At 75.6% G+C, this 19,281-nt stretch carries 17 protein-coding genes and 1 pseudogene; 14 read left to right on the top strand and 4 right to left on the bottom strand.

Going from position 1 to position 19,281, the window contains the following annotated elements:
• The first annotated feature begins 3 nt into the window (after positions 1 to 3).
• The 4 genes from ACFYNX_RS12005 to ACFYNX_RS11990 all read left to right on the top strand — a co-directional run bounded on the left by ACFYNX_RS12005 (position 4) and on the right by ACFYNX_RS11990 (position 8,939).
• A complete protein-coding gene (locus ACFYNX_RS12005; RefSeq protein ID WP_125663932.1) occupies positions 4 to 1,158 on the top strand; it encodes an AAA family ATPase in 1,155 nt (384 codons plus the stop codon).
• Positions 1,155 to 5,159, top strand: coding sequence for a DUF5682 family protein (locus ACFYNX_RS12000; RefSeq protein WP_388660489.1), 4,005 nt, complete (start codon positions 1,155 to 1,157; stop codon positions 5,157 to 5,159). The genes ACFYNX_RS12005 and ACFYNX_RS12000 overlap by 4 nt, the downstream gene beginning before the upstream one ends.
• Positions 5,156 to 7,057, top strand: coding sequence for a hypothetical protein (locus tag ACFYNX_RS11995; RefSeq protein ID WP_388660486.1), 1,902 nt, complete (start codon positions 5,156 to 5,158; stop codon positions 7,055 to 7,057). The genes ACFYNX_RS12000 and ACFYNX_RS11995 overlap by 4 nt, the downstream gene beginning before the upstream one ends.
• 391 nt (positions 7,058 to 7,448) lie before the next feature.
• The gene (locus ACFYNX_RS11990) at positions 7,449 to 8,939 is read left to right on the top strand and encodes a threonine/serine exporter ThrE family protein (protein WP_388660484.1); all 1,491 of its coding nucleotides are present in this window, start codon (positions 7,449 to 7,451) and stop codon (positions 8,937 to 8,939) included.
• Positions 8,940 to 8,950: 11 nt separating this feature from the next.
• On the opposite strand, the gene ACFYNX_RS11985 is transcribed toward ACFYNX_RS11990, so the two are convergent.
• Positions 8,951 to 9,397, bottom strand: coding sequence for a flavin reductase family protein (locus tag ACFYNX_RS11985; protein WP_388661533.1), 447 nt, complete (start codon positions 9,395 to 9,397; stop codon positions 8,951 to 8,953).
• Positions 9,398 to 9,569: 172 nt separating this feature from the next.
• Between ACFYNX_RS11985 and ACFYNX_RS11980 the strand changes: the two genes are divergently transcribed.
• Together ACFYNX_RS11980 and ACFYNX_RS11975 are read left to right on the top strand one after the other, a co-directional pair.
• Positions 9,570 to 10,184, top strand: a complete 615-nt coding sequence (locus tag ACFYNX_RS11980; protein WP_388660481.1) for a flavodoxin family protein — start codon at positions 9,570 to 9,572, stop codon at positions 10,182 to 10,184.
• A 46-nt stretch (positions 10,185 to 10,230) separates the two neighbouring features.
• On the top strand, positions 10,231 to 10,407 hold the full coding sequence (locus tag ACFYNX_RS11975) for a hypothetical protein (protein WP_388660478.1): 177 nt from the start codon (positions 10,231 to 10,233) through the stop codon (positions 10,405 to 10,407).
• Between the two features lie 89 nt (positions 10,408 to 10,496).
• Here the strand turns inward: ACFYNX_RS11975 and ACFYNX_RS11970 are convergent, their stop codons facing one another.
• Positions 10,497 to 10,790 carry a hypothetical protein gene (locus ACFYNX_RS11970; RefSeq protein ID WP_388660476.1) on the bottom strand — a complete coding sequence of 98 codons (294 nt, stop codon included), beginning with the start codon at positions 10,788 to 10,790 and terminating at the stop codon, positions 10,497 to 10,499.
• A gap of 358 nt (positions 10,791 to 11,148) precedes the next feature.
• On the opposite strand from ACFYNX_RS11970, the pseudogene ACFYNX_RS11965 reads away from it, so the two are divergent.
• From ACFYNX_RS11965 to ACFYNX_RS11950, 4 genes and pseudogenes are all read left to right on the top strand, one after another.
• Positions 11,149 to 11,607 (top strand): annotated as a pseudogene (locus tag ACFYNX_RS11965) (SRPBCC family protein); the annotation flags it as partial.
• Positions 11,608 to 11,991: 384 nt separating this feature from the next.
• Complete coding sequence (locus tag ACFYNX_RS11960) at positions 11,992 to 12,528, top strand: cysteine hydrolase family protein (RefSeq protein WP_388660473.1); 537 nt, start codon at positions 11,992 to 11,994, stop codon at positions 12,526 to 12,528.
• Positions 12,529 to 12,802: 274 nt separating this feature from the next.
• Entirely contained in the window at positions 12,803 to 13,279 is a 477-nt protein-coding gene (locus ACFYNX_RS11955) for a universal stress protein (RefSeq protein ID WP_125662461.1), read from the top strand.
• A 43-nt stretch (positions 13,280 to 13,322) separates the two neighbouring features.
• Positions 13,323 to 13,748 (top strand): DUF6213 family protein, encoded by a 426-nt coding sequence (locus ACFYNX_RS11950; protein ID WP_365547826.1) that lies wholly within the window; start codon positions 13,323 to 13,325, stop codon positions 13,746 to 13,748.
• Here the strand turns inward: ACFYNX_RS11950 and ligD are convergent.
• Positions 13,696 to 14,613 (bottom strand): non-homologous end-joining DNA ligase, encoded by a 918-nt coding sequence (ligD, locus tag ACFYNX_RS11945; RefSeq protein ID WP_388660469.1) that lies wholly within the window; start codon positions 14,611 to 14,613, stop codon positions 13,696 to 13,698. The two genes, ACFYNX_RS11950 and ligD, sit on opposite strands and share 53 nt — an antisense overlap.
• A 274-nt stretch (positions 14,614 to 14,887) precedes the next feature.
• On the opposite strand from ligD, the gene ACFYNX_RS11940 reads away from it, so the two are divergent.
• From ACFYNX_RS11940 to ACFYNX_RS11925, 4 genes are all read left to right on the top strand, one after another.
• Complete coding sequence (locus ACFYNX_RS11940) at positions 14,888 to 16,078, top strand: zinc-dependent alcohol dehydrogenase (RefSeq protein WP_365547831.1); 1,191 nt, start codon at positions 14,888 to 14,890, stop codon at positions 16,076 to 16,078.
• Positions 16,079 to 16,192: 114 nt separating this feature from the next.
• Positions 16,193 to 17,464, top strand: coding sequence for a cytochrome P450 (locus ACFYNX_RS11935; protein WP_388660466.1), 1,272 nt, complete (start codon positions 16,193 to 16,195; stop codon positions 17,462 to 17,464).
• A 41-nt stretch (positions 17,465 to 17,505) separates the two neighbouring features.
• Entirely contained in the window at positions 17,506 to 17,730 is a 225-nt protein-coding gene (locus tag ACFYNX_RS11930) for a hypothetical protein (RefSeq protein WP_388660463.1), read from the top strand.
• Positions 17,731 to 17,796: 66 nt separating this feature from the next.
• Positions 17,797 to 19,062, top strand: a complete 1,266-nt coding sequence (locus ACFYNX_RS11925; RefSeq protein ID WP_388660460.1) for a cation:proton antiporter — start codon at positions 17,797 to 17,799, stop codon at positions 19,060 to 19,062.
• Positions 19,063 to 19,133: 71 nt separating this feature from the next.
• On the opposite strand, the gene ACFYNX_RS11920 is transcribed toward ACFYNX_RS11925, so the two are convergent.
• Positions 19,134 to 19,280: a hypothetical protein gene (locus ACFYNX_RS11920; protein ID WP_365547840.1), complete on the bottom strand. Its 147-nt coding sequence runs from the start codon at positions 19,278 to 19,280 to the stop codon at positions 19,134 to 19,136.
• Position 19,281 lies beyond the last annotated feature (1 nt).

The following is a 19,281-nucleotide window of genomic DNA, read 5'->3' as shown; positions in this document are numbered from 1 at the left end:
CGCATGACCGTCACCGAACAGCCCGCCCCCGCCCGGCAGGTCCGGCCGGCCGAGGAGCGCCACGCCGCCGAACTCGCCTTCCTCGCCGCCCAGGACCCCGGCCCGCGCCCGCCCGGCTGGGCCCTGACCCCCCGCGCGGTCGTCACGTTCGTCTGCGGCAGCGACGGCGCGGAACTGACCCTGCCGAAGCGCCGCGCGGGCCTGCCGGCGAAGCTGGAGATCACCCCGAAGTTCGTCGGCGAACGCGCCCTGGTGGAACGCTGCGTGGTCACCCTCGCCGGAGAACGCGGACTGCTCCTCACCGGCGAGCCCGGCACCGCCAAGTCGATGCTGTCGGAACTGCTCGCCGCCGCCGTCAGCGGCACCAGCTCCCTCACCGTGCAGGGCACCGCCGGCACCACCGAGGACGCCTTCCGCTACGGCTGGAACTACGCCCTGCTGCTCGCCCAGGGCCCCACCCCGCAGGCCCTCGTCGACTCCCCGGTCCTCGCCGCCATGCGCACCGGCCGGGTGGTGCGGGTCGAGGAGATCACCCGCTGCCTGCCCGAGGTCCAGGACGCCCTGGTCTCCATCCTGTCCGACCGCCGGGTCACCGTCCCCGAGCTGACCTCCACCGAGGACGCGGTGGTCACCGCCGCGCCCGGATTCACCGTCATCGCCACCGCCAACCTGCGCGACCGTGGCGTCTCCGAGATGTCCGCCGCGCTCAAGCGCCGCTTCAACTTCGAGACCGTCGACCCGATCGCCGACGCCGACGCCGAGGCCGTCCTGATCCGCCGTCAGGCCGTCGCGGCGGTCCGGCGCGCGGGTGCGCCCTTCGACGTCGACGACGCCGTCCTGGACGCCCTCGTCACCGTCTTCCGGGACCTGCGCTCCGGCCGCTCCACCGAGGGCTGGGACGTGGAGCGGCCGGGCACGGTCATGTCCACCGCCGAGGCCGTCCAGGTCGCGGCCTCCCTCGGGGTCGCGGCCGCCTACCTCCCGGGCGGGGACGTCCTCGACCTCCTGCCCGGCCACCTCCTCGGCGTCGTCCGCAAGGACGACCCGGCCGACCACGCGCGCCTCCTCGGCTACTGGGACGGCCCGGTCCGCCGCCGGGCCGAGAACGGCTCGGCCATGTGGCGCCGCCTCTGGGACCTGCGCGGGAGCCTGCGGTGACGACCCTCGACCCGCGGGCGGCCGTGGGCGCCCTCGCCGCCTCCCGCGACCCGTACCTCCTCGGGGTGCGCCACCACAGCCCGGCCCTGGCCGCCGTGGTGCCCGCCCTCCTCGACGAGGCGGGCGCCGAGGTGGTCTGCGTGGAGCTCCCGGCCGACTTCCGGCCCTGGCTGGAGCACCTGGCGGACCCGGAGACCGTCGCCCCCGTCGCCCTGGCCGGGGCGGGCGAGGGCGGACGCCTGTCGTTCTACCCCTTCGCGGACTTCTCCCCGGAGCTCGCGGCGGTGCGGTGGGCCCGGGACCGCGGCGCGGAGGTCGTCTGCTGCGACCTCCCCCTGTCCGACCCCGGTTGGTCCCTGTCCGGCCCGGACCGGGACGGCGGGGTGGACGACGGGTTCGACGGCGGGGCGGACGGCGACCGTGCCGCCCCGCCCGCCGGGGAGACCCCGGGACGCGGTGCCTTCGCCGCCGCGCTCACCGCCGCCGGCACCGGCCGGGACGGCGAGGACATGTGGGACCGCGCCGTGGAGGTGCTGGCTCCCGGCTGCTCCCCGGAAGCGGTGCGCCGCGCCGCCCTGGGCGTGGGCTGGGCCCTGCGCGCCGACGCCGACGTGCCCGCCGTCGACCTCGCCCGCGAGGCCCGGATGCGACGGGTGATCGCCGGGGCCGCGACCGGGGGCCGGCGCGTCGCCGCCGTGATCGGAGCCTTCCACGCGCCCGCGCTGCTCGTACCGGGCGAGGGGGCTGCCGGTACGGACCGGACGGCCCCGGGCGGGGCCGGGCGGGACGGGCACGGCCCGGAGAACACCGGCCCCCGCGCTGGCGTCGCCGCCGGCACCGGATCCGGTACCGGCACCGTCACGGACGGGACCGGCAAGGCCGACCGGGGCCGCGACGCGGGGACTTCGGACACGCATCCGGAGGCCTCGGGGGCGACTACGGCGGTTCCGGACATGGATCCGGAGGCCTCGGTCACGGCCACGGCGGAGCCGGTCACGGTCCCGGGAGCCTCGGGGGCGACTACGGCGGTTCCGGTCACGGATCCAGGGACCTCGGTCACGGCCACGGCGGTTCCGGGCGCGACCCCGGCGACTTCGGGCACGACTAAGGCTGTTCCGGTCATGACCCCGGCGGCCCCAGGTACGGACCCGGCGGTTCCGGGCGCGACCGCGGCCGTTCCGGTCATGACCCCGAAGACCCCGGCCACGGACCCGGCCCCGGCGGTGACCTCGTTCGTTCCGTACTCCTTCGACCTGCTCGACTCCCGGTCCGGCTACCCCGCCGGGATCCGTGACCCGCTGTGGCAGCAGGCCGTGCTCACCGCGGCCGGGGACCCCGGCCGGATCCGGGAGGCGGCCTCCGCCGCGGTGACCGGACTGTGCCGGGAGATGCGCCGCGCCGGGCACACCGCCGGCACCGGCGAGGCCGCCGAGACGCTGCGCCTCGCCTGCGACCTGGCCACGCTGCGCGGCCTCCCCGCCCCCGGGCGCGGAGAACTCCTGGAGGCCGTCACCACCGTCCTCGGACAGGGCGAACCCCTCGGCCGGGGCCGGGCGCTGGCCCGCGCCCTGGAGGTCGTGCTCGTCGGCACGGCGCGCGGCCGGATCAGCCCGCACGCGCCCCGCTCCGGCCTGGGCCCCTCGGTCGAGGAGGAGCTCACCCGGTTGCGACTGCCCCGCCCGGAGGAGCCCGAGCCCCGCGAGGTACGCCTCGATCCGCTCCGTTCGCCCCTCGACGGACGCCGCGAGGTGCTGCTGCGACGCCTCCTCGTCATCGGCGCCTCCTACGGCGAGCCCCTCGCCGTCGCTGCCACCGGCGACGGCACCGCACTCGGCACCAAGTGGCGCCTGGCCTGGAACCCGTCGGTGCCCGCACGGCTCGACCTCGCCGGAGTACGGGGGGTCACCGCGGCCCAGGCCGCCGCCGGCACCCTGGCCGAGGCCGCGCGCCGCGAGGCCGCCGAGGGCGGTCCCACCCCGGCCCAGGTCCTGGCCGGGCTCGCCGCCGCCGCCCGCTGCGACCTGCCCGACCTGGTCGACGCGCGACTGCGCGAGGCCTCCGCCGTCCTGCCCGACACCGCGGGGCTGCCCGAACTCCTCGAAGCGCTGGACCTCCTGGAGGGCATGCGGCGCGGCCACTACCCCGGCACCACCGAGGACGCCCGCGCCGCGGCCGGGACGCTCACCGGCGAACTCCTGGAGGCCGCCGTGCGGTCGCTGCCCGGCCTGGCCGGCAGCGACGCCCCCGCGGACGCCGGAGCACTCGTCGCGCTCGCGGACCGCTCGGCCGCCCGGCACCTGGGCCTCCGGATGGACCGGGCCCTCGCCGAACTCGCCTCCGAAGGCTCGCCGCTGATCCAGGGCGCCGCCCTGGCCGTACGGGTGCTGCTCGACCTGGACCCGGCCGCGGACCTCGGGGAGCGGACGGCCGGCTGGATCGACGGCGCGACCTCCCCCGACGCGCGACGCGCCCTGACGAAGCGCCTCGCGGGACTGCTCACGGCCGCCGGCCCGCTGCTCCAGGCCTCCCCGGAGGTGCTCACCCCGCTCCTCGACCGGGTCGACGCCCTCGCCGACCAGGACTTCCTCGACCGGCTCCCGGCCCTGCGCGGCGGCTTCGACGCCCTCGCCCCGGCCGCCCGGGACCGGCTCCTGACCACGGTGACCGAGCGGCTCGGCGACCGGCTCGACCTCTCCCTCGACGCCCCGCCCGAGCTGCTCGCCCTGTGGGCGGCGGCCGACGCGGCCGGCCTCGCCGCGCTCACGCCCCTGGCCCTGCCCGCCCCGGAGGCCCCGGCCGCCCCGTACTCCGTACCCGAGACCGACGCCGAGACCGACGCCGCCACCCCCGCGGGCACGCTCCCCACCGAGGTACCGGACCGGCGGCTCGCCCCGGCCGACCGCTGGCGACTCCTCCTCGGCCGCCACCGGGACCGGCTGTCCGCCGACGCGCGCCGCTACGCCCGCGCCCTGGACGAGCTGTACGGCAGCGGACGCGGCGAAGGAGCCGACGACCTGGACGCCGGAACCGGCGGGGGCGCCGGACAGGAGCACTCCTTCCCCACCGCGCGCGAGTGGTCGCGGGAACTGGAGGCCCTCTTCGGCGCCGACGTCCGCGAAGAGGTCCTGGCCGAGGCCGCCGACGCGGGACGCACCGACGTGCTCACCCAACTGGACCCGGCGGCGGTCCGCCCCTCGGTGGAACTGCTCGGCTCGGTGCTCTCCCTGGCCGGAGGCATGCCCGAGGCCCGGCTCGCCCGACTGCGCCCGCTGGTGAAGCGGCTCGTCGACGAGCTCGCCCGGGAGCTGGCCACCCGCCTGCGCCCGACGCTCTCCGGACTCGCCACCCCGCGCCCCACCCGCCGTCCCGGCGGACGCCTCGACCTCTCCCGCACCCTGCGCGCCAACCTCGCCCACACCCGGCGCACGGCCGACGGCCGGGTCGTGGTCGTGCCGGAACGGCCGGTGTTCAGCACGCGGGCGAGCAAGGAGTCGGACTGGCGCCTGATCCTCGTGGTCGACGTCTCCGGCTCGATGGAGGCCTCGGTGATCTGGTCGGCGCTGACCGCCGCGGTCCTCGGCGGCGTGCCGACCCTGTCCACGCACTTCCTGGCCTTCTCCACGCAGGTGGTGGACCTGACCGACCGGGTCGACGACCCCCTGTCGCTGCTCCTGGAGGTACGGGTCGGCGGCGGCACGCACATCGCGGCGGGCCTCGCGCACGCCCGCTCGCTGATCACCGTCCCGAGCCGCACCCTCGTCGTCGTGGTCAGCGACTTCGAGGAGGGCGCGCCGCTCGCCGGGCTCCTCGGCGAGGTCCGCGCCCTGGCCGCCTCCGGCGCCCACCTGATGGGCTGCGCGGCGCTCGACGACGCCGGGGCGCCCCGCTACTCGCTGCCGGTGGCGCGCCAACTCGTCGCCGCCGGGATGCCGGTGGCCGCCCTCAGCCCGCTCGCCCTCGCCCGCTGGGTGGGCGACCGCCTCCGTGGAGAACCCCGTTGAGCCCCGCATCCCTGCCGCCCGTCGCCCCCGACGTCCTCGCCGAGGCCGTGGAACAGCTCAGCGCGCGGTTGCGCAAGAAGCTCGACGCCGCGATCGAGGGCTGTGCCGAGCACGCCGTCCCGGCCGCCGACGGATCCCTCGGCGTGCGCTTCGGCGAGGACGCCCTCGTCACCCTGCGCCCCGGCCCGTCGGGCACGGTCAGCGAAGCCGGACAGGCCGTCTGCACCTGCCTGCTGGCCCCGCGCTGCCTGCACCGCGCGGCGGTCCTCGGCGCGGCACCGATCGCGGACGCGGAAGCGGCACCGGACCTCCCGGACGCGACCGTGGACCTCCCGGACCCGGCACCGGACCTCCCGGGCCCGACCGCGGATCCTGCGAAGCCGACCGCAGGTCTTCCGCAGCCGACCGGGCCCGCCTCCGGCACCACGCCCGCTCCCGCGGGATCCACTCCCACCACCCCCGGACCCACCGCGCCTCCGCTCACTCCCGCCCAGGTCCGGGCCGCCACCGCCCTGTGGGAGGCGGCCGCCGAAGCCCTGTCCGCGGGGGTCACGGCCGGCGGGGCGGTGGTCCAGGCCGAACTGCTGCGCGCCGCCCACACCGCGCGCCTGGCCGGACTGCCCCGCGCCGAAGCGGCCGCCCTGCGCGTCGTACGGGGACTGCGCGCCGCGCGGGAGCGCGGCCGGGGACAGCGCCTCGGCGACCTCGCGGGCGCCTTCCGCGAACTCCTCGCCGGAGCGGCCCTGCTCGCCTCGGGGACGGCGGGGCCCGGCGCGGCCGGCACCGCGCGCCGCGCCTACGCGCAGGGCGGCAGCCTCAGGGCGTACGGCCTGTGCCGGGAGCCGGTGCTCTCCGCCACCGGGTACGGAGGCGTGTCCACCCACCTGGTGGGCCCGGACGGTTCCCGCTACACGGTGTCCGACGTGCGCCCCGGCGGACTGGCCAGGGCCAGGGGAGCGGGGTCCGCGTCCGTGGCGCTCGGCGGGGCCGTCCTCGACCACGCGGGCCTCGCGCGCGGAGGGCTGCGGATCGTGGGCGCCACCGTCTCGCCGGACGGGCGGCTCGGGGCGGGCCGGGGCGTGCGCGCGACCCCGCTGCGCGGGGTGGACTGGTCCGAGGAGCCCGCCGCCGCGCTGTTCGCCCGGCCGGTGGGCGAGGCGATGGCCGCGGCGCTCGACGACGGCGCGCGGGAGGCCGACGCACCCGAAGCCGCCCTCCTCGGTTGTGACGTGGAGGTGGTCGGCGCGGCGGGGGAGTACCTCGTGGCCCGGGTCGCCGGGGGCGGGCCGCTGCTGCGGCTGCGCCCCGCCCACCCCCATCCGGAGCTGCCGCACGCCGCCAACCTGCGCAGGATCGCGGAACGCCCCGGGCTCGCCCTGCGCGTCCTCGGCCGTCCGGACCTGGACCGGGCGGCGACGCTCCGGCCGCTCGCGGTCGGCCCGGTGCCGGGGGAGCCGTACACGCTGCGGCTGCCGGAGGAATGGCTCGGCAGGGCCGACCTGGGGTACGACCGCCTCCAGGGAAGCCACTTCCCGCGCGGGGCCGCGGACCCCGGGCCGACCGCCCCGCCCGCCGCCGTACCGGATCCGCTGGCGGACGCGCCGCTGTGGCGGGTCCGGCGGCTCCTGGAGACGGGGGTCGCGGGCGGGCGGCGCGCCGTGGCCGAGGCCGGCCGGGGGACGGACGCGGCCGCCCTCCTCGCCCCGCTGCGCCGGGCGGGCCTCGGCGGCGCCGCGCGGCTCGCGGCGGCCCTGACGGCGGAGGCGGACCGCCGCCCCCGGGACGCCTTCGGCCGCCTCACCGACGCCTCGGCCGACGGCTACGCCCGGGCGTGGCTCGCCTCGGCGGTCCATCTGGCGGCCGCGGAAAGGTCGTTGGTGGCGGCGTCCTGGTCCTGACCCGAGCCACGGGGCGGGACCCGCGACGGTCCGGGCGGCCCGCGCGCAGGTACGGACCCGCGTGAGCGGTGCTCCGCCACGAGGGCCCGGACCTCCCGGAGCGGGATCGGCGGGCTCGACGCCATGGGCCCGGAGGCGGGCGCGGGGCCGCGCGTCACGCCCCCGGACCGTCCACCGTTCTCCCGCTCCCCCACAAGGACCGCAGGACCGCACGCGCCGGTGGTGCCCGCGACCGACGGCCTCGGGCGCCCGGTTCTCCGCCCCGTGCGCCGCGCCTCCCGTCCGCGCCCCCGGCCGCGTCACCCGCTCGGCGGACGGAGACCCCGGCGAGGGCGGGGAACGGGTAGGTCCCAGAGCGGGTGACGGGCGGACACGAGGGCGGGACGAGGGCATGCGACATGCGCTGCGGAAGCGGCGGGAGGCCGCCCGGGCGCGGCAGGAGAGGCTTCAGCGGCTCCGCCGCGACGACCGGACGCTCCTCGACCGCCTGTACGGGACTCCGTACGAGGACATCGCCTTCCCGCCGCCCCGCCCCCTGGACGACGCCGAGGCGGTGGAGATCCTGGGGTTCGCGCTGCGCCTCGGCCGTGCGCTCTTCCTCGCCGGGGCGGAGACCCGGCGGATCGAGTCGTCCGTCGTGGCCGTCACCGCCGCCTGGGGGATGGACAGCCAGGAGGTCGACATCAACGCCCGGTCGATACAGGTGCAGTACGCCCCCGAGGGCCGGCGGCCCGTCGTCATGCTGAAGGTGATGGGCTCGGAGGACAGCCGGGACCTGGACCGGCTCGCCGCCCTCGAACGCCTCACCACCCGCGCCGCCTCCGGCCGACTGGCGCGGGAGGCCGCCGCCGGGGCCCTGGACGGGATCGAGACCGGCACCTCCCGCTGGCCCTGGTGGTTCGGCCTGGGCGGCGGCGCGGTCCTGGCGGCGATGCTGTGCGTCCTGGCCTCCGGGACCGTCCGCGCGGCCCTGGTGTCGCCCCTCGTGTTCCTGCTCGCCGACCGGGGCGCCTGGGTCCTGTCCCGGGGCGGACTGCCGTCCTTCTTCGTCACCGTCGCGCAGACCGTCCTGCTCCTCGTCGCGGTTACGGGGCTCACGGCGGCCGGGGGCCTGAGCCACGCGGAAGCGGCCAGTGTGATCGCGGCGAACGTGATCCTGCTGCTGCCGATCTTCACGATCATCTCGCTGACCGAGGACGCGATCGACGGCTTCCGCTCCATGGCGGCGGGCCGCGCGGTGAGCCTGCTCGCCTTCTTCACCGCCCTGGGCTGCGGCTTCCTCGCGGTCGGCTTCCTGCTGCGGGGCGCCGACGCGGACGCCCGCTCCACCGCTCTGGTCCCGCTGCCCGTCGTCCTCTCGCTGCTCACCAGCGCGATCGGCGCCCTCGGGAACACCGTGTTCATGGGCGGGGGACTGCGGATCGTCCCGCCCGCGGTCGCCACGGCGGTCCTGGGCGCGGGGGTCAAACTGGCCTGCCTCGACGCGTTCGGCTGGTCCGCGCCCCTGGCGACCGGCCTCGCGACGGTGGCGATGGGCCTCGCCGCCGCGGTCCTGTCGCCGCGCACGGGCATCCCGGTCCGCGCGTTCGTGATCCCCGGCATCGCCGGCGGCGTGCTGCCGGGCCCGGACCTGTACCGGAGCCTGCTGCAGTGGCTGCTGCACGTGGAGGGCGCGGGGGCCTACCTGGTGTCCACGATGGCGTCGGTGGCCGCCATCGGCATCGGCGTGGTCTTCGGGACGCTGCTCGGCACCGGCGCCGAACGCCGGTGGCGCTACCGGAGCACCGGGACCGGGACCGGTACGGGGGCCGACTCCTCCCGTACTCCCGGGGAGACGGTCCCCGTGGCGGGCGAGCCCGAGCGGGACGCCGGGGCCCGCTGAACCGCCGCCCTTCAGGCGGGGTGCCCCGGGGTGAGGTCCGTGACGTCACCGAGCCGGAGGAGCGGCGCCCCGTCCGGCCCCGGAGCGCTCTGCTCGACGGGGGCGAGCAGGAAACCGACGTGGTCCCCGCCCTCGACGCGCTCCAGGATCCGGCCGACCAGCCAGGCGCGGGAGTCGGCGAGCACCGGCGCCCCACCCTCGCCCGGCCGCCACTCCACCCGGGCGAACTTGTCGGTGTCGTCGCCCGTCCGCCCGCCGAAGAGCGCCGCGGTCTCCTTCTGGTCGCTCCACAGGACGTGGACCGCCAGGTGGGAGGCGCGGCACGCGACGCGATGGGTGCGGTTGGCGGTGGAGAGCCAGGCCATGAAGCGGGGCGGGTCGATCGAGCAGGGGGAGGCGAACCCCACGAGGCAGCCTCCCCGCTCGCCGTCCGCCGTCGCCGCCGTGACGACGTACATCGGATAGTCGAGGGCATCGGTGAAACCGTCGGCCACGGTCGGCTCCTGGGGGATCGGCCCCCGGAGCGCCTCTCCGGGGGCTGGTCGCCTTGCCCCGATGGCCGACCGGCAAACGCGCGACATGGGCCGCTCGCATGTCATAAGGCCTCTTCGGCGGGGTAGCGGCAGACCCATGGACACGACACCCCTGCGCGCCGTCGCTCTCGTCTGCACCCTCTCCCCGTCACCCGCACGTTCCAGTTCGCAGCTCCTGGCGGAACAGGTCATGGCGGCGCTGGGCGAGCACGGCGTCACCGGCGAGACCATCAGGATCGCCGACCGCAACGTCCTGCCCGGAGTGGAGACCGACATGGGGGAGGGGGACGACTGGCCGGAGATCCGGGACACGATCCTGGGCGCGGACATCCTGGTCCTGTCGACCCCCATCTGGCTCGGCCATCCCTCCAGCATCGCCCAGCGCGTCCTGGAGCGGCTGGACGCCGAAATCTCCGAGACGGACGACGAGGGCCGGATGCTGACCTACGGCAAGGTGGCGGCCGTCTGCGTGGTCGGGAACGAGGACGGCGCGCACAAGGTGAGCGCGGACCTCTTCCAGGGCCTCAACGACGTCGGCTTCTCCCTCGCCCCCAACGCCGTCACCTACTGGGTCGGGGAGGCCATGCAGGGCACCGACTACCAGGACCTCGACAAGACCCCCGAGGCCACGGCCGGCACCACCGCGACCCTCGCCGCCAACACGGCCCACCTGGCCCGGCGCCTCAAGTCCGCCCCGTACCCGCCGTCCTGACCCCGGCCCCCACGCCCATCCCGATCGAGAACGAGGAACGACAGACATGACCCAGCACCGGAACGACGGACCGGACCCCCGCACCACCCCTCCCTCCGAGGCCCCGGGGGAGAGCGGCGACCAGGAGGCGCGCGAGGAGGCGGCCGACGCGGTCGTCGGCGAGGCGGGCGAGGTCGAGGACGACGACGAGGAAGGTGACGAGGACGACGACGACTCCGCGTAAAGGGGAAGCGTCGCGACGCGAAGCCGGGGAGGGCCGTGAGAACGTCACGGCCCTCCCCGGCGTACGGGCGGGTGCGCGCCCCGGAGGGATCAGGCGGTCATGGCAGGAGGCACGCTGCCCGGGGCCTGGAGCGGTACGGAGCCCGGGCCGCTCACCGTCAGGGCGATGCCGAGGCTCGCGCACATCCTGCGGGCCCGGGCGAGCGCGCTGTAGGAGGCCGGGGACGGGGAAGGGGTCGGGAATTCGAGGAGGACCCGGGCGGGGCGGTAGGCGGAGACGATCGCCTCGATCTCCAGGGCCGCCGCGGCGCGGCTGGTCACGTCGAGCTCGCGGAGGAGCCTCAGGTGCAGGGTGCCGTCCTCGAGGACATGGCTCACGAGCATGGTCTAACTCCCGGACCGGGTGGGCGCCGCGGACGCGGCACAGGGCGGTGATCAGTGGGAGGGACCGGCGAGCGGTCCCGGTGCGGCGCACGGCGAGCGGTTCGTGGAACTCGGCGGGAAGACCGTGAGCGCCGCATCCCCGGCGCGAGCCGGCCTCGATGCCGTTCTCCGCCGCAGGACGCTCCGTGTCCAGCCTGAAGCAGCTCGACAGGTGGCTGCCACCCTCCATTATGCAAGGAACGCGCCTGCCTGCACCTTTCCCGTCCGGGCTCCGCGCACCGGACTCGTGGGGCCTGATTGAGGCGAGGGCGGCCGGGTATGCGGGTGACGACCACAACGGAACGAAGGAGGCAAACCGGTGAGCACGGTCGAGAAGACCATCGATGTGGACGTCCCGGTGCGGAGCGCCTACGACCAGTGGACGCAGTTCGAGGAGTTCCCCCGCTTCATGGAGGGCGTGGAAGAGGTACGGCAGGTCGACGACCGCCACTGCCACTGGCGGACCAAGGTGGCGGGAGTGCGGCGCGAGTTCGACACCGAGATCGTCGACCAGCTCCCGGACGAGCGCGTCGCGTGGCGCACCGTGGGCGGAGAGGTCCGGCAGAAGGGCGTCGTGACCTTCCAGCGCCTCGACGAGGACCACACCAGGGTCCGGCTCGCGATGGAGGTGGAGCCGGAGGGCGTGGTGGAGAGGACCGGCGACGCCCTCGGGATCCTGGACCTCCGGGTCAAGGGCGACCTGAAGCGGTTCAAGGGCTTCATCGAGGAGCGCGGGCAGGCGACCGGCAGTTGGCGCGGCCGCGTCCGCCCCTCGGACGCCACGGCCACGGGCCCGGCCCCGACCGGCGGCCCGACGAGCCCTTCGGGTACGACGAGCACTACGGGTGCGACGGCCGCCCCGGGCCCGACCGGTCGCTTCCCCACCATTCCGGGCCAGGCCGACAGGTCCTCGCGCGGCGCGGACGCCTGGCCGCCCGCCGACCGTCCCTGACGTCCCGGGACACCACTGGGACACCGAGAACGGCCAGGGGCCGGTCGCACGGACGGACGACGTCCCGCGACCGGCCCCGCGGCCGTCCACCGGCCCCACGGGCCGCCCGCCCCTCCCGCAGACCCGGGAGCAGGACCGGGAACAGGACCGGAGAGAGCCCCGGAGGCGCCGAGCGCGCGTCCGGGCCGATGATCTGGAAACTTGGGGTACATGAGCAAGACCGCCCTCGTCGTCATCGACATGCTCAACCGCTACGACCACCCGGACGCGGAACTCCTCGTCCCCTCCGTCGAACGGGCCCTCCCCGCCGTGGTGCGCCTCCTGGACGAGGCCCGCGAGCGGGACCTCCCGGTCGTCTACGCCAACGACAACTTCGGCAAGTGGCGCTCCCACCACGGAGAGATCCTGGAGGCGGCCCTCGGCGGCCCGCGCGCCGACCTCGTCGACCCCGTCCGCCCGGACGAGTCGTCCTACTTCGTCGTCAAGGCGCGCCACTCCGCCTTCTACGACACCCCGCTCGCCTACCTGCTGGAAACGCTCGGCGTGGACCACCTCGTGCTCTGCGGGCAGGTCACGGAGCAGTGCGTGCTCTACTCCGCCCTCGACGCCCACATCCGGCACCTCTCCGTCACCGTCGCCCGGGACGCCGTCGCCCACATCCACGAGGACCTGGCCGACGCCGCCCTGCGCATGATGGAGACCAACATGGGCGCGCGCATCACCTCCGCCGACAAGGCCCTGGACTGAGCGCGGCGCCCGCCCCGGGCCCCGGGACGGACCCGTACGAGGGCGGCTGCCGGGCGGCCCCGGCCCTCCCGGGGCACATTGGTACGGAGGGGCGACCGCGCCCCTGCGCCGGGCCGGCCGCGCGTACGGCACGCGGGGCCGGGTAGTCGGGGGCGGGAGACCCTTTCCGGAAGCGAGGAGGCTCCTTCCGGCGGCGGGCGGAGAAGGGACGGGACCGATCCCCGCCGCCCGGGCCCGGACCGTCTTTCCCGGCGTGAGCGAGAAGGGGCATGACATGAGCACCGATGACGGCACTTCCCGCGTGGTGGTGGGCGTGGACGGCTCACCGGCGTCGCACGCCGCCCTGCGCTGGGCGCTCCGGTACGCGCGGCGCACCGGCACGACCGTGCACGCCGTGGGGGTCTACGACCTCCCCGGGGCGGAAGGATGGTCCGCGCCGGCCGTGGACGTGCTGTTCGACGAGGAACAGGCCCGGCGGTCCCTCTCCGAGGAGCTCACGGCGGTCCTCCCCCCGGACGACGACGTCCCCGTGGTCCAGCACGTGGTGCGCGGGAACCCCGCCCGGGTGCTGATCGACGCGTCGGAGGGCGCCGAACTGCTCGTCGTGGGAAGCCGGGGCCGGGGCGGCTTCGCGAGCCTGCTCCTCGGCTCGGTGAGCCAGCAGAGCGCCGCGCACGCGTCCTGTCCCGTCGTCATCGTCCGCCCGGAGACGGCCGACGGCGCTCCGCCCGCGGGCGACACCACCCCCTGACAAGCGTCGGTGACACGGAGGTCGGATCATCATGAACGCATCCATGTCCTTGGTGCTTCTGCCGGACGGGCACCTCGTCCTCCCCGCCGACGAGGTGACCGGACTGCTCCGGCACCTCGCGGCCGGGTGGCTGGAGTCGACCGGCGAGGACGACCTCGACCTCGCGCCGGAGACGGTGGTGGCCCTGGCCGGAGCGCTGACGGAGGTCGCCGACCGGATCGACGTGGAGTGCATCGCGCTCGCGCCGCGCGGTGACGAGGACCCGTTCGACCAGGAGCGGCCGTTCGCGGACGGGAGCGACGAGGAGGACCCGCCCGACGGCGGAACCCCCTTCGACGGCCCGTACAACGAGGGGAGCCCGTTCGACGAGGGGCGCCCGTTCGGCGAGGGGGGCCGCTTCGAGGACGGGAACCCCCTCAGGGACGAGCACGGAGACCCGTACGACGGAGGCGGTCCGCCGCAGCCCTGAGGGAGCGCCCGCGCGGAGCCGGGCTCCACGGGTCCTCCTTCAGGAGCAGGTCCACGTCGGCGAGGCGCCGGGCGCGCGCGTCGAGCGCCGGGTCGTCCAGGGCGTCCCAGGCGAGCGGGGCCGCGACGGGCGCGCCGGCCCTGGCCCGCACCGTGTACGGGGCCACCGCGGTCTGACCGTACGCGTTGCGCTGGATGTCGAGGTAGAGGCGCCCCTCCCGGGCCTTCTTGCGCACCTCGGTGGTGAGCAGGTCGGGACGGCGGGCGGCGAGCACCCCGGAGACGTCGGCGGCGAAGGCCCGGACGTCGTCGAAGGGGGCGCTCCGGTCCAGCGGCACCAGGACGTGCAGCCCCCGCGAGCCGGTGGTCATGAGCAGCGACGGCAGCCCCAGCTCGTCGAGGAGGTCGCGGAGCCACCGGGCGGCGTCCCGTACCGGCGCGAACCCCTCCCCGGACGGGTCGAGGTCGAAGACCAGCCGGTCGGGGTGGTGGGGGCGGTCGACCTTCGAGAGCCACCGGTGCAGGGTGACGGAGCCCTGGTCGGCGAGGAGGACCAGGGCGGCCGCGTCCTCGGCCAGGACGTACGTGACGGTGCCGCCCTCCTTGGGCATCTCGGCGCGCCCCACCCAGTCCGGGAAGTGGTCCGGAGCGTCCTTCTGGAAGAAGCCCCGGTCGCCGATGCCGCCCGGATGGCGCTCCAGGGTCAGCGGGCGGCCGCGCAGGTGCGGCAGCATCTTCGGGGCCACGGCGCGGTAGTACTCCGCGAGGTCGGCCTTGGTGATGCCGTCCTCGGGGAAGAGCACCTTCTCCGGCCGGCTGACCGTGACGGCGCGCCTGCCCGCCCGTACCTTCAGGGTCTCCGTCATCGCGTTCTCCCTCTCCGTGCCCGACGTCTCGGTGCTCGACGTCTCCGTACTCGACGTCTCCGTGCCCGACGTCTCCGTGTCCCGCGTTTCCGTGTCCGGCGTCCGTCCCCGGTCGCCCGTGCGTCGCCGGAGAGCTCCTGACGAACCGCTACCCGCGAAGCCGCGCGCCTACCGCGTGCCCCCGCCGGACGGCGGACCCGCGGGACGCATACGACCCGGTGGTCCGGGGCACTCGCGCCGTGACCCCCGGAAGCCGCATGTGAGGAGTTGGACCATGAGGGCGTTGACCTGGCACGGACACCGGGACGTTCGTGTGGACACCGTGCCCGACCCCCGGATCGTCGACCCGACGGACGTGATCGTCCGGGTCACCTCCAGCGGAATCTGCGGCTCCGACCTGCACCTGTACGAGGTGTTCGGGCCCTTCCTGGACCCCGGCGACATCCTCGGCCACGAACCCATGGGGATCGTGGAGGAGGTCGGCCCGGACGTGAGGAACCTCAAGGTCGGCGACCGGGTCGTGGTGCCGTTCAACGTCTCCTGCGGCACGTGCTGGACGTGCGACCAGGGCCTGCAGTCCCAGTGCGAGACCACCCAGGTCAGGGAGTACGGGACGGGCGCCTCCCTGTTCGGGTACACCAAGCTCTACGGGCAGGTCCCCGGCGGCCAGGCGGAGTTCCTGCGCGTCCCCTTCGGCGACACCCTGCCCATCAAGGTCGGCCAGGACGCCCCCGACCAGCGCTACCTCTACCTCTCGGACGTGCTGCCGACCGCCTGGCAGGCCGTGGCGTACGCCGACGTCCCGCCCGGCGGCACCGTGACCGTCCTCGGGCTCGGCCCCATCGGCGACATGGCCGCCCGCATCGCCCTGCACAAGGGCGCGAGCAAGGTCATCGGCGTGGACCTCGTCCCCGAGCGGCTCCGCCGCGCCCGCGGCCGCGGCGTCGAGGTCCTGAACCTCAAGGAGCACGGCAAGGACCTCGGCGACCGGGTGCGGGACCTCACGGACGGCCGGGGCACGGACGCGGTCATCGACGCCGTCGGTATGGAGGCCCACGGCGCCCCGCTCACCAAGCTCGCGCAGAAGGTCCCCGGGTTCCTGCCCGACGCGATCGCCCAGAAGATGATGACCAAGGCCGGTGTGGACAGCATGGCCGCCTTCGACACGGCGGTGGACGTGGTCCGCCGCGGCGGCACCATCAGCCTGTCCGGCGTCTACGGCGGCGCCGTCGACCCCGTGCCGATGTTCAGCCTCTTCGACAAGCAGATCCAGCTCCGCATGGGCCAGGCCAACGTCTGGCGGTGGGTCGAGGACATCCTCCCGCTCCTGGACGACGCCGACCCGCTCGGCGTCGACGACTTCGCCACCCACACCCTGCCCCTGGAGGACGCCCCCCGGGCGTACAAGACGTTCCAGGACAAGGAGGACGGCATGATCAAGACGGTGCTGACCCCCGGCCGCTGAACGGACGCGTGCCGCCCTGCCCGACCGGGGCGTATGCCGCCTCCGCCCCCGGTCGGGCGGTGTGAAATCACGACTTCGTGGAACCCGTCTCTCATGGAAGCGACACCGCAGGACATGTCAGGAACCCCTCACGCCCCTCTGCTCGACAGCACCGCGGCCCTGCTGATGAAGGGGTACGGGTGGCTCCCCGATCTGCGCCGGCGCGCCGGGAACGCCCCGGCCGTCCCGGTACGGATCCTCGGCCGGCGCGGAGTCGCGCTGCACGGCAAGGAGGCCGTGGACTTCTTCTACGACGAGCGGCACGTCCGCCGGCACGACGCCCTGCCCGGGCCCGTCCTGGACACGCTGTTCGGCCGCGGAGCCGTCCACACCCTCGACGGGGGGCCGCACCGCGGCCGGAAGGCGATGTTCCTGACGCTGCTCAAGGACCCGGAGCGGATCGCCGCCCTGGTGGAGTACGCCCAGCGCGCGTGGGACCGGGCCGAGGCCGGCTGGCAGGAGAGGGAACGGGTGGTGCTCTTCGACGAGGCCGCCCGCGTCCTGACCCGGGCCGTGCACGACTGGGCCGGCGTCCCGCTGCCCGACGGCGAGGAGGAGACCGCCGCGCGGGACCTCGTGGCCATGGTGGACGGCTTCGCCGCCGTCGGCCCCCGGCACGTGCGCGCCCGGCGGGCCAGGACGCGGCAGGAGGAGCGGCTCGCCCCGCTCATCGAGGAGCTGCGGACCGTGGGCGCCCCCTCGGGGCAGGCGACGATCGCCCAGGCGGTGGCCGCGCACACCGACGCGAACGGCCGGCAGCTCGACCCGCACACCGCGGCCGTCGAACTCCTGAACGTCCTGCGCCCCACGGTCGCGGTCGGTTGGTTCGTCGCCTTCGCCGCCCACGCCCTGCACCGCTGGCCGGAGCACCGCGCGCTCCTGGCGGCGGACGAGCGGTACGCCTGGGGCTTCGCCCAGGAGGTCCGCCGCTTCTACCCCTTCGCCCCGTTCATCGGCGGCCTCGCGGCGGCCGACACCCGGTGGGGCGGCGTCCCGGTCGAGAAGGGCACCCTGGTCCTCCTCGACCTGTACGGGCACGACCACGACCCCGACCTGTGGCCGGAGCCGTACGCCTTCGACCCGACCCGTTTCACCCGGCCGGGCGCGACGACCGGCCGCGACGACCTCGTCCCGCAGGGCGGCGGCGACCCGGCGGCGGGCCACCGGTGCCCCGGCGAGGACATCACCCTCGCCCTCCTGGCCTCCCTGGTCCCGCGCCTCGCCCGGTTGCCCCACGACGTGCCCGACCAGGACCTGTCGATCCCCCTGCACCGCGTGCCGACGCTCCCGCGCAGCGGATACGTCATGGAACGCGTGCGCCTGGGGGCGTCGACGGCCGCGGGCTGACCGCCCTACCACCCGACCGGACACTGGAAGAGGAGAACGGAATGAGCGACGCGCACACCCCGGGGAACTCGGACGACCCGATACCCCGCGACCGCGAGGACGAACAGGCGGCCGAGGGCGAGGACCCGTTGGCCATCACCGTTACGCGGGACCCCGGCGAGGAGGAGCTGCCGGACACCGAGGAGTCCGGCACGGGCCCCGGAGGGCGCCCCGAGAAGGGAGCCGTCAACCCCGAGCAACCCGTCCCCGACGAACCGGCCGACTGACCGGGGCGGCACCGTCGTCCCCGTCCTCACCACCCCCGCAGTCCTTGGAAACGGAGAGCCCCGTCCTTGAGCCCCGCCGACCTCGTGTTCACGGCCCTGGGCCTCGGAGCATTGGCCGCGGCGGTCCTGCCGCGACTCGTCCGGCGCATGCCGTTCTCGATGCCCATGGTGTTCCTGCTGGTCGGAGCCCTGAGCGGACTGCTGCCCCTTCCGATGCCCACACTCGACCCGGTGGCGGACCGGGTCTGGGTCGAGCACGTCACCGAGATCTGCGTGATCGTCTCCCTCATGGGCGCCGGGCTCGCGCTGAACCGCCGCTTCGGGCTGCGCTCCTGGGCCGGGCCGTGGCGGCTCCTCGGCATCACCCTGCCCCTGACCGTCGTCGCGACCACCGTGCTCACCTGGTGGCTCTTCGACTGGCCCGTGGCCACCGCGCTCCTCGTGGGCGCCCTCCTCGCGCCCACCGACCCGGTGCTGGCCGCGGAGGTGCGGGTGGGGGAGCCGACCGACGAGGACGACGACGAGGACGAGGTCCGCTTCACGCTCACCGCCGAGGCCGGCCTCAACGACGGCCTGGCCTTCCCCTTCGTCCTCGCCGCCGTCGCGCTCGCGGGCGCGGGCGGCGTCTGGGCGGAGGCCGACTGGGGCCACTGGTTCGGCTTCGACCTCGTGGCCAGGGCGGTGATCGCCGTCGTCATCGGCATCGTCCTCGGGCGGCTGCTCGGCCGGATGTTCTTCCGGGCCGAAGCTGAATCGTTTCGCCTTTCCGAGCACATGGAGGGCTTCGTCGCGCTCGCCGCGACCTTCCTCTCGTACGGCCTCACCGAACTCGCGCACGGTTACGGCTTCGTGGCCGTCTTCGTCACCGCCTGTGCCATCCGGGGCGCCGAGCGCGGCCACGGCTACCACAAGGTGCTGCACGGCTTCACCGAGCAGATCGAACGGCTCCTGACGGCGGCCCTGCTCTTCCTCCTCGGCCACTACCTCGCCGCCACCGGCATCGAGGCGCTGACCTGGCCGATGCTCCTGCTCGCCCTGGCCCTGATCGTGGTCGTCCGCCCGGTGACCGGGTGGATCGCGCAGCTCGGCTTCGTCACCGGCCCCCGGGAACGCGTCGTCGCCGCCGTCTTCGGACTGCGCGGCATCGGCTCCCTCTTCTACCTCGCGTACGCCCTCGGCCACCACGGATTCGAGGGCCAGGCACAGGAGTTGTGGGTCCTGACCGCCACCACCGTGGCGCTCTCCGTCGTGCTCCACGGCGCGAGCGCCACTCCCGTCATCCGCAGGCTGGACCGCCTGCGCGAGATCCGCCCGTCCGACGCGCCGCCGTGAGCCCTCACGCACTCGCCCCGGTGGGCCCGGCCGGAGCCGGGCCCACCGGGGCGAGAAGGGCGGACGGACCGTCAGCGGCGCTTCCGGAACCTGCCGAGGAACTGCCGGGCGCGGGCCTGGTTCCGGGGATCGGCGGCGGCGCGCCGTACCGACGCGATCGCCCGCTGTCCCTGGGGGCTGCGGCCGAACCGCTTGATGCGGGCCAACAGTGCGGACATG

The sequence above is a fragment of the Streptomyces sp. NPDC007872 genome, assembly GCF_042868165.1.
Taxonomy (GTDB): domain Bacteria; phylum Actinomycetota; class Actinomycetes; order Streptomycetales; family Streptomycetaceae; genus Streptomyces.
The sequence above is the reverse complement of the archived record's forward strand: the minus strand, read 5'-3'. Positions and strand labels throughout refer to the sequence as shown.